Raw genomic sequence first — 14,171 nt, forward strand, 5'->3', positions numbered from 1 at the left:
GCAGGCGTCGCCGGTCTTTCCGACCGGGAGAACATATCTCGATTAGAATGTTTCGCCATCAAGACCGCACCCAGCATGTTCCCGAAGCTCAGCGACGGCATTATCCGCTCGGATGCGGCATCCAATTTCCATAGCGGCACCGGCGCGCTAGGCGGCTTCGTCCAACACGTTTTTAGATTACCGGCGCACTCGCAGGGGCGCGCTTTGAAGCTTCGGTACCGCGCCGCCAATCTAAAAACGCTCTTTATTATGTCGTGCACCACATAAGGCCAAGATGAGCGGTCTGGTCGAAGCGCTCCGAGGAGGGCCGTGACTATCTCTCGCTCAAGCTCGACGACCCCTCGTTCAACGCCCCGATCTACGCGAACCTGTTCGATGAGGAAAGCGGGGAAGGCTACACCCTCCTTTGGTCGCGGCCGCGCAAGAGCGGAGAGTGAGAGCAAGCTCTCAGGTCCCGCCCGGTCTTCTCCGGGCGGGGCCTTCCTTGGATCCGTCAGCCCGTCAGGCTTTGCCTTCCAATCGCATTGCGACCTTGCCGGTCGGCCGCTCCGGCCTCCGTTTAACTTTTTCTTTACTCAGGTTTCGCGCAAACGATTCGGCGCAGAAGCTCCATTCCCGCGTCACGGAGCGCTCGTCTGAGTCGCTGAAGAGTCAAGCTCGCAACAGCAAATTAGGTCAATAACGATCGGCGCGACTCGCTCTATAACTCTGCCCACAGAAAGTCTGGATGGTATCATGGAGCGGAATGATGGCGCATTCGTTCAACGCGTTTCACGATGAAGGCGCAACGCTCAAACGCATCTGCGTCGCTCAAGCGATCGTCAGCCTTTCGGCGCTGACATCGACTGCCCTGCTGCTATCGAAGCTCTTGCCGACGATGATGAATGACTTTCACTAAGTGATTATGGTGTCACTGCGTTGAAGACCGCCATCGTTTGGCCCAATCAGCAGTCAACAAATCAAAAGCCGAACCGCATAGCGCAAGGCGTATGCGATTCGGCTTAGGTGTCTTCGTTGCTCATCTAGTCAGAGCGGTTAAACCAACTACACCGGTGGCTCACCGCCCGGAGCGCCTCGATAGATGATAGCACGTTGTCACGGAAAGCAGCTACTTTTTCTTCTTTTTAGCTTTTTTCGCAGTCGTCTTTTTGGCCTTCTTCGCTTTCTTAGCCATGTGCCCTCCATGATTCACATCTGAAATAGTGCAGGCCGAGAATCGGCATGCACTACGGAAATATAACATCAAATTTGCAATATTGACATTGAGACATATCGCTCACCCGCTTAGAGCTTCCGAACCGCTTGTCTCTTCCAGGAGGCAATGCACGGCGCAAAAGAACATTGCCGCAACGCAATCCCTGAGGGCCGTTCTCTTGCCCCATTTGGGCCGAAGGATCCTCGCCGAAAAAGCTATCTGCGGGGGCGGCTATTGAATCATTCCGTCGGTTCTTCGCGTGGTCGCACCGACGCGCTTTCCTGTGGAGCCGCCGATTACGATGGGGCCGATTGGGCGTGGGAGTTCTTACGCCGAAATCAGGACTATATCGCCGATTGGCGACGCTCCGTTCCGCGGCACCTGCCATGCATTACGTTGAAGGACGGCACGCGGCTGTTGCGCCTCAGGCAGCGATTTCCGCGTGCGGAGAAGTGGGGGCTTTACGCCTTCGCCGATCCGAGACGCTGCGCCCTTGACGCAACCGTGGTCTGGCATGCCAATGCCTTGAAACGCGTGGTCCGGCTGAGTGCTAGGATGCCGAATGAGCACAGTGGTGCCATGACGCGCGCGCTCGCCGATTTCAATGGCGATCGACTAGCGGTGATTGATACCGAAGGCGTTCAGCACGTTTCGATCAAAGGCATGGGCGTTCGCGTCAATGTCGAAATCAAAGGCCTTTCCGTCCTGACCGCGCCATTTGCTGCGATCTTTGAACTCCATGACCTCGACGATCTCTCAGGGCAGACCGAGGTCCTGAAGCGTCTTCATCGGTTCACTGATACCAATGTTACAGCCCTTCAAAGATCAACTTTTTCAGGCGACGAACGCCTCCGCCAGGCCCTGATCGCGCTCGATGAAAGCCTGAACGGCAAGACGTATCGGCAGATCGCGATTACTCTCTTTGGAGATAAGAAAGTTGCTGAAGAATGGCTGGGGCCTAGTCAATTCTTGAAGGACCGCACGCGGCGCCTCGTCGCGAAAGGCACCGAGTTGATGAAGGGCGGTTATCGCGATCTCCTGAGTTAGACGATTCCGCCATTCTCGCTTTGACGAGTTTTGCTCGCGTGGGATGGCGAAACAAGGTCCGCCATCTTCGCCACTCCAAAAACAGTCCCGATCTGACGACGCTTCCCCTTGCACCTCTTGCTTGTGCGAGATTCGATAAGGGGACGTTGGACGATGACAAAAAGTGACGACAAAGAACCGGAAAAGCCGTTCCTCAACACGGTGGAAGCCGCCGCCTGGCTCCGGCTTACCAAAAACACCCTAGAGAAGATGCGGGTGAACGGCAGAGGGCCCGCTTACCGCAAGCACGGACGCTATGTCCGCTACCACATCGAAGATCTCGTCGAATGGTCGCAGGCAAGCAAGCGGAGGTCGACCTCCGATGCAGATTGATCGCACAAGACTGTGGCGGCAGGCCAGCATTCTTTCGGCCATGTGCGCCGGCATCATCACTCTTCTGATGTCCTCTGCACCCTCGGTGCCGCTCTTGATTTACAATGCATCCGGCAGCGCTCCGCTGGGGTTCTATTATCTGGAGCAACGCTTACCAGTGCGCGGCGAACTCGCCGTCTTCAAGCCGCCACCCGCGATCGAACTCTTGATCATCGCGCACAAAATCTTGCCTGTGCCGGTACCGCTTCTGAAGCGGGTCGAAGCGAGCGGTGGAGACGAAGTCTGCCGCGCGAAAGAGCCGATCGGCACCATGTCCATCAACGGCAAGGTCGTCGCTGAGGTACTGGAGAAGGACCGGGAGGGGCTGCCGCTTCCCTCCTGGGAAGGCTGCATGAGACTGGTCGAGGGGGAATTTTTCCTGCTGCAGCCGCATCCTCATTCGTTCGACTCGCGATACTTCGGGCCGGTCCTGCGTTGCGATGTCTTGGGCGTGGCGCACCCGCTCTGGACTTGGAAGTCGGATATTTGAAAGTGGCTCACGACGACGATCGTGCGCGTCGGAAAACGGGCGCGCACCTCTTCACCCTTGCCGCCGGGCCGCCCGTTCGGGCAGATCGCGAGCTCACGGGTCAAGCAAGCTCTTCCATTTAGATCAACGGTTGAAACGAACGAAGCGGGAGAGCAAGATAAAAGCACTGGCGCTCCACTGACTTTAAGTCGTTGCCTGCACATCCAAGAGTTGGCGACAGCACGGAGTGCGATGCCGCCAATTGCAGCTTAAGGCAATGCTGTCGTTCGTTGATGACGTCTGCGGCTTGGCAGGGGTGCAAAGGCTTCACATATCGCGGTCTTCCTGAAGGGGAGCTCGCGTCATGGGGGGCGTCGACGAGGACGAATTCGAAGTAAAGCTCGGCCGGATCGGTGACCGCAAAGCCAGGAGGGCCAAGAGTTATCTCCGGCGAGTGCGCCAGGCAGCTGAGAAGGCCGGCGGCAGTTCGAAGCGTGCATCGAACTTTTCGGGCGGCCGGATCGGCCGCGGATACGCGCAAGGCGCGGTGCTGGCCGGGAGAGGGCGGAGCAAGGGCCAGCGCAGGGTCGTCATCAAGGCCCGCATCGTGCGCATCAAGGCAGGCGACCCCGGAGCTATTCGGGCGCACTTGCGCTATGTGCAGCGCGACGGCGTCACGCGGGATGGTGAGCCGGGCGAGCTTTACGATACCACAAGCGACCGGGCCGAGGGCAAGGCATTCACGGAACGAAGCGCCGGCGATCGCCATCAGTTCCGCTTCATCGTGGCACCTGAGGATAGCGCGGAGCTTTCCGACCTGAAGCCTTTCATCCGCGACCTGATGCGGCAGATGGAAAGTGATCTGGGCACCCGGCTCGACTGGGTCGCGGCGGATCATTTCAACACGGGCCATCCGCATAGTCACATCGTCTTGCGCGGAAAGGGCGATGATGGACAGGACCTCATCATCGCCCGCGACTATATTGCTCACGGCTTGCGGGCGCGGGCAGCCGATCTCATCACCCGTGAACTCGGTCCGGAGACCGAAATCGAGGCCGCCCGCAAGCTGCAGCAGGAGGTCACGGCCGAGCGGTTTACGCGTCTTGACCGGGCGATCTTGCGCGATGGGCTGAATGGTGTCGTCGAACTCAGTGCGCGGCCGAAAGGAGATCCAGTCTGGAAGACCGCGCGAATGGGGCGGCTGCGAACGCTTGAGCGGATGGGGTTGGCGGAAGAGGCCAGTCCCGGCCGTTGGCGGATCGACGCCGGGCTCGAGGCCAAGCTCCGGCGCATGGGCGAGCGCGGCGACATCATCAAGACCATGCATCGCGAGCTTGCCGCGGCAGGAATTGCGCGGGCCGCCGGCAGCTACACCATCTTCGATCCGGGACAGGGCAGCCAGCGCCTGGTCGGGCGCGTCGTCGGCGAGGGGTTTTCGGACGAACTCAGGGAGCGTCGCTATGTGGTCCTCGATGGCATCGACGGGCGGACACACTACGCCGAGATCGGCAGTCTCTCGGCTGGCGATGAGCCGCCTGTCCGGAACACCATCGTAGAACTCAGATCGCGTGTTGCTGAGCCGCGCGAGATTGATCGGACCATCGCAAGGATCGCCGCCGCGCATCGCGGACGCTACAGCGAGCACTTGCACCATGAGTTCGACCGTCGGGCTTCCGGCGAGTTCGTCGCATCGCATGTACGGCGCCTGGAAGCGATGCGGCAGGAAGGTATCGTCAGCCGGCTCGCCGACGGAAGCTGGACGGTGGGCGATTATCTTGATCGGGCGCTTCAATACGAGAACCGCCAGCGCTCCCGCAATCCGGTTCGCCTTGCGGTGCTGTCATGGCAGAGGCTCGAGGATCTGCCACAGGCGGTGGGCGCCACCTGGATCGATCGCCAGCTTGTCGCCAGGACGCCCGAGGCGCTTGGGCCGGGCGGAATGGGTGCGGAGGTCGACGTGGCAATGCGGGCGAGACGGCAATGGCTGATCGAGCAGGGGCTCGCGCGCGAACAGGACGGGAAGCTGCGCTATGCGCGGGACTTGCTGCGGACCCTCGAGGCTCGTGAACTCCGCCAGACCGCTGCGGAGATTTCGGTGCGAACCGGCCTTGAACATCTCGAGGTCAAGGCGGGTGACAACGTCAGCGGCGTCTATCGGCGTATGCTGACGCTGAACAGCGGACGGTACGCGCTGATCGAGCGGTCCCACGATTTTGCGCTGGTGCCTTGGCGACCGGTGCTTGAGCGGGCGCGCGGGCAGCTCGTCACCGGTAGCGTCGGCGGTGAGGGGATTTCCTGGTCGATCGGAATGAAGCGCGGCATCGGACGCTAGTGAAACGTATCCGTCTTCGCCCAGCGCTCGCTGGTTCTCTCGGCAAGGTCCCATTTGCCCGTAGGCTTTTTTTCCGAGAAACCTTCTCAGGAACATGCGCTAAGATTCTGAAATCACGGATGGTTATACTACTCTTGCGAACTAGTATAACTTGCCCTTGCAGTCGGTATCCGCAGTTCGGTTGACGGTGAGTGAATCCGCCCCTGCGCGTCGACCAACTTATCTCGCCAAGTCGCGTGCATACCCAACCCCCCAAATTGCCCCCGGATTGGCCGGCTCGACGGCGCCTCAGCCGGGCGCTACCGCCGCGCGAGCCGCCAAAACCAATCCTGATCCAGTTTGGTCTCCCGGCCGATCTCGCGGACCGAGCTGCGCGCGCGATCAAAGATTGCGAAGCAAAGGCCTTCATCGTCGTGCCGGGCATAGTAGGCGATGCCGTCGGGATGAAGCGGGTGGTCGAACAGCGCCTTCGACCAGGCTTGGGGTGCATCGTAAGGGCAGTCCGCCATGCACCACCTCCGCAGTCGCGCCGAGGACGGCAAGCGAGGGGCCAGCGAGCCTGATCAGTTCAATATCTGCTGTAATTTCGAGACTAACGTATGCTTTGCGCCGGAGCAGGCTGGCATCGATCAGCGTTCGTCCCGGCACGCGGAGGAACGTTTCTGCGAAGGCGCCATGTGCTTCCCGAGCGGCATAGAGGACGCCGTAGCTCCCATCGGGGGCGTTCAGTCTGCCGAGACGCGAAGTGTCGAAAAAGATCGGATCGTACTCGGCCGTGTAGAACCGATGCACAACCGTGCCCCGCCGCAGTCGGACCGAGCGGGGACGACGGCGAGCCAGATCGTCCGGCGGCAGCGGTGCACTCACGCGCCTTGCTGAGCCATTCGCCGGGCGGCCTCAACCGCGAGTTCGACTTTGCCTTCCTTGAGCAGATCGATGGGTTTACGGCCGTTCAGCCGGTCATCGGGCTGAGCCAGGAAGTTCAGGACGCTCCAGGGATTGTCGGTCGGCAGTGCCTCATGAATGGCCTTGAGGCCGTCCACGACGGAGCCGTCCAGGTTGAACTGAAGGGTCGGGTAGCTGCGGTGATTGCTTGGGCCCGGAACGGCAAGCAAGCTGCCTTCCTGCACCCGCTTGTCGATGGCTTGGCGGGAGATGCCCCTCATCAGCGTCCTGACCTGCTCCAGATCATAGGCGCCCCCCGATCGTCGCAGGTCTTCCTGGGCGATACGAACGCCTTCGAGAACGGCCAGCGCGCGTGCATCGGGTTCAAACGCAGCCTTATTGACGACGGTCGGCTTGGCTGTACGGGCCTTTGAGAAGTACCGGACTTCGTAGCCAAACAACTTCTTGTGGCGTCGACGGAGCTTTTGCAGAGTAGTTCCGCTCTTGGAGACAATCGCTACCGCCGCATCCGGAGGAAGGGCAGTATGCAACTTTGTCAACTCTTACAATAATTATAGGTATTATAAGACCTCCAACCTTGGCCTCCGTATCGGCAAAGCACTTAGGGTAGATTCGGTTTCCCAAGGCTGCGGTGAAGCGGCGACGGAGATTGGTGATCTCCATGGGTAAGTATGCGCTTTGCGGCGTGAGCATAGTTGAAGAAGCTCTGTCACGTCGCGTCTCGCTGTCGCGTTTCCGCCTGGAAGCGAGTCGCGTTGTTCTCCACCGTGCTGAAGTAGCGACGGCGCCCACGCCGTGACCAAACCGACAATGAAATCCCAGGTGCGCCAATAGTTCACGGGTTGTTGAGGCGCTTGATGATCCTCTCCCCAACTTGATGCTCAAACCCTCGGTCTGATCGAGCTTGATCAATCACGCTCTCGCTGACGGCGCGATTTTTTATTTCGATTGAAGGCCAGCCGCATTCGCCGTTTCTTCGCGCCGTCAACGTTGTGCGGCGAATAGGGCGGCGAATGTATCCAGCGAAAATCTATGTCGGTCAGATCACGATCGTACTCGGCATCGTCTTCGCGTCGAGCTGGGGGGCGACGCAATGGACCGCGGCAGCTCTCGGCTTTCAGGAGCGGCTCGGTGCGCCCTGGTTCCTGATTGCAGGCTATCCGGTTTATCTGCCCTGGCGGTTGTTCGAATGGTGGTTCGCTTACGAGGCCTATGCGCCGGAAATCTTTGAAGAGGGCGGTGCCATCGCGGCAGGTGGTGGCATCGCAGGCGCAGTGTTTGCCATCCTCAACTCCGTGTGGCGGGCGCGGCAAAATCAGCTGGTGACGACCTACGGCTCGGCACGTTGGGCGACGCCCAAAGAGATCAAGGAGGCCGGCCTCTTCACGACCAAGGGCGTCTTTCTTGGACGGCTTGAGGACAGTTACCTGCGTCACGATGGCCCGGAGCACGTCATGTGCTTTGCGCCGACCCGCTCGGGAAAGGGCGTGGGGCTCGTGCTGCCGACGCTGTTGTCATGGACCTCCTCGGCGGTGGTGCATGACATCAAGGGTGAGAACTGGGAGCTAACTTCCGGCTGGCGCGCAACTTTCTCGCATTGCCTGTTGTTCAATCCGACCGACTCGAGGAGCGCCCGCTACAATCCGTTGCTCGAGGTCCGCAAGGGCGCTGCGGAAGTTCGGGATGTCCAGAACATCGCTGACATCCTGGTCGACCCGGAAGGCGCGCTGGAACGCCGCACCCATTGGGAAAAGACCAGCCATTCCCTGTTGGTCGGCGTGATCCTTCATGTTCTCTATGCGGAGGAGCAGAAGACGCTCACCCGCGTGACCGAGATCCTGGCCGATCCCGCGCAGTCCTTCGAGAAGACGCTGCGGATCATGATGGCCACGAACCATCTCGGAAGCGAGGCCGAGCCGAAGGTCCATCCCGTGGTTGCCGCCACCGCGCGCGAGCTTCTCAACAAGTCCGAGAACGAACGCTCGGGCGTGCTGTCGACAGCCGTAAGCTTTCTGGGACTCTACCGCGACCCCGTTGTCAGCCGGAACACCGAAAGCTGCGATTGGCGCATTGCCGATCTGGTTAGCGCCGAGAAACCTGTCACGCTTTACCTGGTCGTGCCGCCTTCGGACATCAGCCGCACCAAGCCACTGATCCGGCTGATCCTCAACCAGATCGGCCGGCGCTTGACCGAATCCTTGAACACGAAAGCGAGCGAGGCCAAGCAGCGCCAGCTCTTGCTGATGCTGGACGAATTCCCCGCGCTCGGCCGACTCGATTTCTTTGAGAGCGCGCTCGCCTTTATGGCCGGCTATGGCATCCGCGCCTTTTTGATCGCCCAGTCGCTCAATCAGATCGCGAAGGCCTATGGCGAGAACAATGCGATCCTGGACAATTGCCACGTTCGCATCGCGTTTGCGGCCAACGACGAGCGGACCGCAAAGCGCATTTCGGACGCGCTCGGCACCGCGACGGAGCTAAGAGCGCAGCGGAACTATGCCGGTCACCGGCTCGCGCCCTGGCTTGGCCACGTGATGGTCAGCCGCCAGGAAACCGCGCGGCCGCTGCTCACTCCCGGCGAAGTGATGCAGTTGCCGTCCGACCAGGCCATCGTGCTGGTTTCGGGCCTTGCGCCGGTTCGCGCCTCTAAGCTTCGGCACTACGAGGACGCCAATTTTGTAGGGCGTCTGCGTTCGCCGCCGCAGCTTGCCGCGGACGAGTATCACGACCGTCCGTCGGCACGTCCTAACGACTGGGCCTGTCAAATCCGCAACCTCGATCTTCGGCTAGCGACCCTGCCGTTCCGCGACCTCATGCAGGCCGAGGACGGCGGCCTCAAGCAGCAACTGCCGCTTTTTGAGGAAACCGCTCCCCATGCGGAGGCTACGAGGTTCGCCGAGGAGCGCTTGCTCGATGATGACGCAGACGTAGCCGCGGATCGCAATCAGATGCAGCGCGCGGCTAACGCCTCAAGCACTATCCGCCGTGCCCACGCTGTGACCCGCGACGACGATGACCTCCTTCCTGCGTTCTGACGGGAATCTCCAATGAAACCGAAACTCTCTGCCTACGTTTCTGACAGCGTGGCACAGCGGCTCGAGCTCGCCGCCAGGCGACCTGGAACCAACAAATCGGCGATTGTCGAAGCAGCGCTGGATCGCTTCCTCAATCCGGAACGGGACGCAAGCGGCGATGCGGCACTAATCCGCAGGCTAGACCGCATGAGCCGGCAGCTCGATCGTTCGGACCGCGATCTTTCGATCATGGCGGAAACCATTGCGCTGTTTGTCCGCTACTACCTGACCATCACGCCGCCTCTGCCTTCGCCCGATCAGGATGCGGCGCGCGCGCTTGGACGCGAGCGCTTCGAAATGTTCGTCGCCCAGGTCGGCAAACGCGTCGCGTCAGGCGGCCGGCTCGTTGCCGACGTCATGGAGCAGGTCTCAACGTCAAACCCGGATCTCTTCATGCGGCATATCGAGGAGGGCGCCCCGCTCGGCGCCAGCCCTCGTGCTGATGACAAATCCCGTTCGCAAGACGCGACGGGCGAGCAGCCGGGGCCGTCTCCGGCAGGGCGGGAGGAGGTCGGTTATGTCTGATCTTCTCTCGCCCGAAACCCGCGAACGACGCCGCGGCATGTTGCGGACAGCGATGGGGCCGGCGATCGCGCTGGCTCTCGAAGAGGCCGATGTCGTCGAAGTGATGGTCAATCCCGACGGCAGGCTCTGGCTCGACCGGCACGGGTCCGGGCGTGCGGATACTGGCGTGGTGCTGACGGCGCAGGAGGCCGAGCGGATCATCCGCCTGGTCGCGAGCCATGTTCGGGCTGAGGCAGGCGGATCATCTCCGATTGTTTCGGCCGAGCTTCCCGAAACCGGAGAGCGATTTGAAGGCGTCCTGCCGCCAGTCTCGCTTGCGCCGTGTTTTGCCATCCGTAAGCCCGCAACAACCACCTTCCGTCTCTCCGACTACATCAAGGCGCAGATTGCATCGCCCGTGATGGCCAAGGTGCTCACCGCCGCGGTGACAGAAGGCCGAAGCATTCTGGTTGCGGGCGGCACGGGATCGGGCAAGACCACGCTAGCCAATGCGCTTCTCGCCGAGATCGCCCGCCTTGATGAGCGAATCGTTATCATCGAGGACACGCGCGAGCTCCGCTGCGAGGCCAAGGATGCCGTGACGCTCCGAACCAAGCCTGGCGTGGCAAGCCTTGCCGATCTCGTGCGTTCCACGCTTCGCTTGCGTCCTGATCGCATCATTGTCGGCGAGGTGAGAGGCGCCGAAGCCCTCGACTTGCTCAAGGCCTGGAACACAGGTCATCCGGGCGGCATCGCCACGGTTCACGCCAATTCGGCGCGCGCGGCGCTCTACCGAATCGAGCAATTGATCCAGGAAGCCGTCGCCACCGTGCCGCGCCGGCTCATCGCCGAGGCGATTGATCTCATCGTCTTCATCAAGGGGCGGGGACCCGCGCGCCGGATCGAGGCAGTGGCCGAGCTCAAGGGCCTCGATCCTTCCGGTGACTACCTCCTGGAAACCCCACCTGGCCTTCCGAACACCAGCCACCGGCCTTAAGACCCACGGAGAGTGCGACATGCTCGTTTCACTGCGTTCAACTACGCGTTTCTTTTTTCACTTGGCTTACAGACCACTCCTCACGGAGTTCGGGACCGTCACCTGCGTACTTTTTACGGCGTCGGCGGCCCATGCCGCCGGGTCGGGCATGCCGTGGGAAGCTCCGCTGGAGCGCATCCTAGAATCCGTGCAGGGGCCGGTCGCCAAGATCGTCGCTGTCATCATCATCACCGTGACCGGGATATCGCTGGCCTTCGGCGATACCTCCGGCGGGTTTCGCAAGATGGTCCAGGTCGTGTTCGGCCTCTCGATTGCTTTTGCAGCGAGCTCCTTCTTCCTTTCGTTTTTCTCGTTCGGCGGCGGAGCGCTAATCTGATGCGCCCCGATGGTTTCGAACTCGTGCTTCACCGCTCGCTGACCGAACCCATCCTGATCGGTGGCGCGCCGCGCGCCGCTGCTATTCTGATCGGCACTCTCTCGGCCGTTCTGGCGCTGGGCCTGCGGCTTTGGCTTGCGGGTCTGGTGTTCTGGATCGTCGGCCACGGCATCGCGGTCTGGCTTGCCAAGCGCGATCCCGCCTTTGTCGAGGTCGCCGTCCGCCACACCAAGCATAAGGGCTGGCTCGCATGCTGAACTTAAGAGAATTCCGCAGCCATGCCTATCGCCTGGCCGATTGGCTGCCTTGGGCATGTCTGGTCGCGCCCGGCGTGGTCCTCAACAAGGACGGTAGCTTTCAGCGCACTGTTCGCTACCGGGGACCTGACCTCGACAGCGCAACCGAGGCCGAGCTCATGAGCGTGGTCTCGCGGGTCAACAACGTCCTGAAGCGCTTTGGCTCGGGCTGGGCGCTATTCTTTGACGCCTCGCGGATCGAGGCGTCGGAATACCCGCGCTCGCAGTTTCCCGAGGCCGTGTCCTGGCTCGTCGACGAGGAGCGGCGGGCCGCGTTCGAAAGCACGTCTGATGCCTGGTGGGACGATCCTTCACGTCCGCGCGGACAGCATTTTGAGAGCGTTCTGCATCTTACCTTGATGTACCTGCCGCCGGCAGAGCGCATGTCGCGGCTGGAGGGACTGTTTCTGGAGCGCCCGCGAGAGAAGCAGGCCGGGAGACGGAGCCGGCGTCAGCAACGTGCTGAGGTAGCTGTTCAGGCCGGACAATTCGACGGTGAGCAAAACGGCCGTGTTTCTGAAACTGTCGTTGAAGGTGGTCGGCCCCAGCCGTCGGGCGAGCACAGCTATTGGGACCACCTTGAGCGCTTTGTCCAGGAGACGGACCGGGCGATCGATCTCCTGTCTTCCGTCCTGCCCGAGATCTGGCCACTCAGCGACGAGGAGACGCTGACCTACCTGCATAGCTGTGTTTCGACCAAGCGCCACCCGGTCGCCGTTCCCAAAATTCCAGCCTATCTCGATTGTTTCCTTAGCGACGAGCCGTTGACCGGTGGATTGTCGCCGGCGATCGGCCGAAACCATCTTCGCGTGCTGACCGTGCTCGGCTTACCAGCTGTGACCTTTCCCGGCTTGCTTGATGAACTGAACCGGCTTGGCGTCGCCTATCGCTGGGCGACGCGATTCTTGCCGCTCGACCGCACACAGGCCCACGCCGCGTTGTCGCGGTACCGCCGTCAGTGGTTCGCCAAGCGCAAATCGTTAGGCGCAATCGTGAAGGAGGTCATGTTCAATGAGCAGGCGGCGCTCATTGACACGGACGCCAGCAACAAGGCCATCGATGCGGACGCCGCGCTCACTGAGCTTGGTGATGATCTCGTAGCATTCGGTTACATGACCACAACCATCGCTGTCAGCGATGAGGACGCGCGGTTCGCCGATGACAAGATCCACCTCGTCGAACGCGTTATCAATAGCCGCGGCTTCACCACCATCAGGGAAAGCGTCAATGCGGTCGAGGCCTGGCTCGGCGGACTGCCGGGCCAGGCCTATGCGAATATTCGTCAGCCAATCGTTCACACGCTCAATCTCGCCCATATGTGTCCGCTGTCGGCAGTGTGGGCTGGGCCGGAACGCTGTGAGCACCTCGATGGTCCGCCGCTTCTGATCGCCATAACCAAGGGCGCCACCCCATTCCGGCTCTCACTCCATGCCGGAGACGTCGGGCATACCATCGTCGTGGGGCCAACCGGCGCTGGCAAGTCAGTGCTGCTTTCGATGCTCGCGCTGCAGTTCCGCCGCTACCCGAATGCCCAGCTGATCACCTTCGACAAGGGCCGCTCTGCCCGTGCGACAACGCTTGCCCTGTCAGGGGCCTGGTATGAGCTGGGGGCCAAAGGCGGCATCGCGTTTCAGCCGCTGAAGGATGTGGCGGAGGAGGGCGCGCGGCTATGGGCGCTCGACTGGCTCTGCGGCGTGCTTGCGCACGAGCGCGTCATCGTGACCCCTGAGGTCAAGGAAACCGTCTGGTCTGCGCTCAAGAGCCTCGGCACCGCGCCGGTTTCCCAGCGCACGATGACCGGGCTTGTGGCGTTGCTGGCCCGCGATGCCCTGCGACAGGCGCTCCAGCCGTATACCCTCGAAGGGCCATACGGCCGTTTCCTCGATGCGGACGCCGACCGTCTCTCCAGCGCCGACGTTCTGACCTTCGAGATGGAGGAACTGATGGCGCTGCCCGGCTTGATCGCGCCCGTTCTCACCTATCTCTTCCATACCCTGGACGCGCGCTTTGACGGCCGACCAACCTTGCTCGTGCTCGATGAAGCCTGGGTCTTTCTCGACGACCCGCTGTTCTCCAGCCGAATCCGTGAATGGTTGAAGACGCTGCGCAAGAAGAATGTGGCGGTGATCTTCGCGACCCAGTCGCTGACCGATATCGCCGACAGCCAGATAGCGCCGGCGATCATCGAATCCTGTCCCACCCGGATATTCCTGCCGAACCCGCGCGCGCTCGAGCCGACCCAGACCGAAACCTATCGGCAGTTTGGCTTGAATGACACGCAAATCCGCCTAATCGCGGAGGCCTTTCCCAAGCGCGACTATTATCTGCAGTCGCGCGCCGGCAATCGCTTGTTCGAGCTTGGCCTTGGGCCAGTCGCACTTGCGCTCGTCGGAGCATCCTCGGCGGAAGACCAGCGCAGCATCGAAGCGGTCTTGGCCCGGTCTGGCCTTCATCATTTCGCCGAGCGCTATCTCGCTGAACGAGACCTGCACTGGGCCGCGAACCTGATCAGCACCTTCGAACAGGCTCACAAGGCCTAAGTTCAATCTCAACCTTCGGAGTAA

The 14,171-nt window shown here is 61.4% G+C and carries 14 protein-coding genes and 2 pseudogenes; 13 read left to right on the plus strand and 3 right to left on the minus strand.

What is annotated here, in order from left to right; genetic code table 11:
* The 7 genes and pseudogenes from IVB22_RS24400 to rlxS form a co-directional block, all read left to right on the plus strand.
* The coding region (locus tag IVB22_RS24400; RefSeq protein WP_247519804.1) for a hypothetical protein at positions 1-267 on the plus strand (267 nt) is incomplete at its 5' end.
* An 11-nt stretch (positions 268-278) separates the two neighbouring features.
* Positions 279-437 (plus strand): annotated as a pseudogene (locus IVB22_RS24405) (DUF736 domain-containing protein); the annotation flags it as partial.
* Positions 438-727: 290 nt separating this feature from the next.
* Positions 728-898, plus strand: a complete 171-nt coding sequence (locus IVB22_RS24410; RefSeq protein ID WP_247519805.1) for a hypothetical protein — start codon at positions 728-730, stop codon at positions 896-898.
* Positions 899-1,429: 531 nt separating this feature from the next.
* The gene (locus IVB22_RS24415) at positions 1,430-2,242 is read left to right on the plus strand and encodes a DUF2285 domain-containing protein (RefSeq protein WP_247519806.1); all 813 of its coding nucleotides are present in this window, start codon (positions 1,430-1,432) and stop codon (positions 2,240-2,242) included.
* Between the two features lie 153 nt (positions 2,243-2,395).
* Complete coding sequence (locus tag IVB22_RS24420; RefSeq protein ID WP_247513406.1) at positions 2,396-2,614, plus strand: helix-turn-helix domain-containing protein; 219 nt, start codon at positions 2,396-2,398, stop codon at positions 2,612-2,614.
* Entirely contained in the window at positions 2,604-3,143 is a 540-nt protein-coding gene (locus IVB22_RS24425) for a S26 family signal peptidase (RefSeq protein WP_247519807.1), read from the plus strand. The genes IVB22_RS24420 and IVB22_RS24425 overlap by 11 nt, the downstream gene beginning before the upstream one ends.
* A 343-nt stretch (positions 3,144-3,486) precedes the next feature.
* Positions 3,487-5,454: a relaxase/mobilization nuclease RlxS gene (gene rlxS, locus IVB22_RS24430; protein WP_247519808.1), complete on the plus strand. Its 1,968-nt coding sequence runs from the start codon at positions 3,487-3,489 to the stop codon at positions 5,452-5,454.
* Positions 5,455-5,753: 299 nt separating this feature from the next.
* Here the strand turns inward: rlxS and IVB22_RS41240 are convergent, their stop codons facing one another.
* The 3 genes and pseudogenes from IVB22_RS41240 to IVB22_RS24440 all read right to left on the minus strand — a co-directional run bounded on the left by IVB22_RS41240 (position 5,754) and on the right by IVB22_RS24440 (position 6,890).
* Positions 5,754-5,963, minus strand: a complete 210-nt coding sequence (locus IVB22_RS41240; RefSeq protein ID WP_253075345.1) for an RES domain-containing protein — start codon at positions 5,961-5,963, stop codon at positions 5,754-5,756.
* Between the two features lie 106 nt (positions 5,964-6,069).
* Positions 6,070-6,321 (minus strand): annotated as a pseudogene (locus IVB22_RS41655) (RES domain-containing protein); the annotation flags it as partial.
* Positions 6,318-6,890, minus strand: coding sequence for a hypothetical protein (locus IVB22_RS24440; RefSeq protein WP_247519809.1), 573 nt, complete (start codon positions 6,888-6,890; stop codon positions 6,318-6,320). The pseudogene IVB22_RS41655 and the gene IVB22_RS24440, both read right to left, overlap by 4 nt.
* A gap of 483 nt (positions 6,891-7,373) precedes the next feature.
* Here IVB22_RS24440 and IVB22_RS24445 point away from each other — a divergent pair, with 483 nt between their 5' ends.
* From IVB22_RS24445 to trbE, 6 genes are all read left to right on the plus strand, one after another.
* The gene (locus IVB22_RS24445) at positions 7,374-9,395 is read left to right on the plus strand and encodes a conjugal transfer protein TraG (protein ID WP_247519810.1); all 2,022 of its coding nucleotides are present in this window, start codon (positions 7,374-7,376) and stop codon (positions 9,393-9,395) included.
* Positions 9,396-9,407: 12 nt separating this feature from the next.
* Positions 9,408-9,959 carry a CopG family transcriptional regulator gene (locus IVB22_RS24450; protein WP_247519811.1) on the plus strand — a complete coding sequence of 184 codons (552 nt, stop codon included), beginning with the start codon at positions 9,408-9,410 and terminating at the stop codon, positions 9,957-9,959.
* Positions 9,952-10,935, plus strand: a complete 984-nt coding sequence (gene trbB / locus IVB22_RS24455) for a P-type conjugative transfer ATPase TrbB (RefSeq protein ID WP_247519812.1) — start codon at positions 9,952-9,954, stop codon at positions 10,933-10,935. The genes IVB22_RS24450 and trbB overlap by 8 nt, the downstream gene beginning before the upstream one ends.
* A 61-nt stretch (positions 10,936-10,996) precedes the next feature.
* Positions 10,997-11,311 carry a TrbC/VirB2 family protein gene (locus IVB22_RS24460; RefSeq protein WP_374207666.1) on the plus strand — a complete coding sequence of 105 codons (315 nt, stop codon included), beginning with the start codon at positions 10,997-10,999 and terminating at the stop codon, positions 11,309-11,311.
* Positions 11,311-11,568, plus strand: a complete 258-nt coding sequence (locus IVB22_RS24465) for a VirB3 family type IV secretion system protein (protein WP_247519814.1) — start codon at positions 11,311-11,313, stop codon at positions 11,566-11,568. Before IVB22_RS24460 ends, IVB22_RS24465 begins: the two co-directional genes overlap by 1 nt.
* Positions 11,562-14,147: a conjugal transfer protein TrbE gene (trbE, locus tag IVB22_RS24470; RefSeq protein WP_247519815.1), complete on the plus strand. Its 2,586-nt coding sequence runs from the start codon at positions 11,562-11,564 to the stop codon at positions 14,145-14,147. Before IVB22_RS24465 ends, trbE begins: the two co-directional genes overlap by 7 nt.
* The last annotated feature ends 24 nt before the right edge of the window (positions 14,148-14,171 follow it).

The organism is Bradyrhizobium sp. 190, assembly GCF_023073415.1.
Lineage (GTDB): Bacteria > Pseudomonadota > Alphaproteobacteria > Rhizobiales > Xanthobacteraceae > Bradyrhizobium.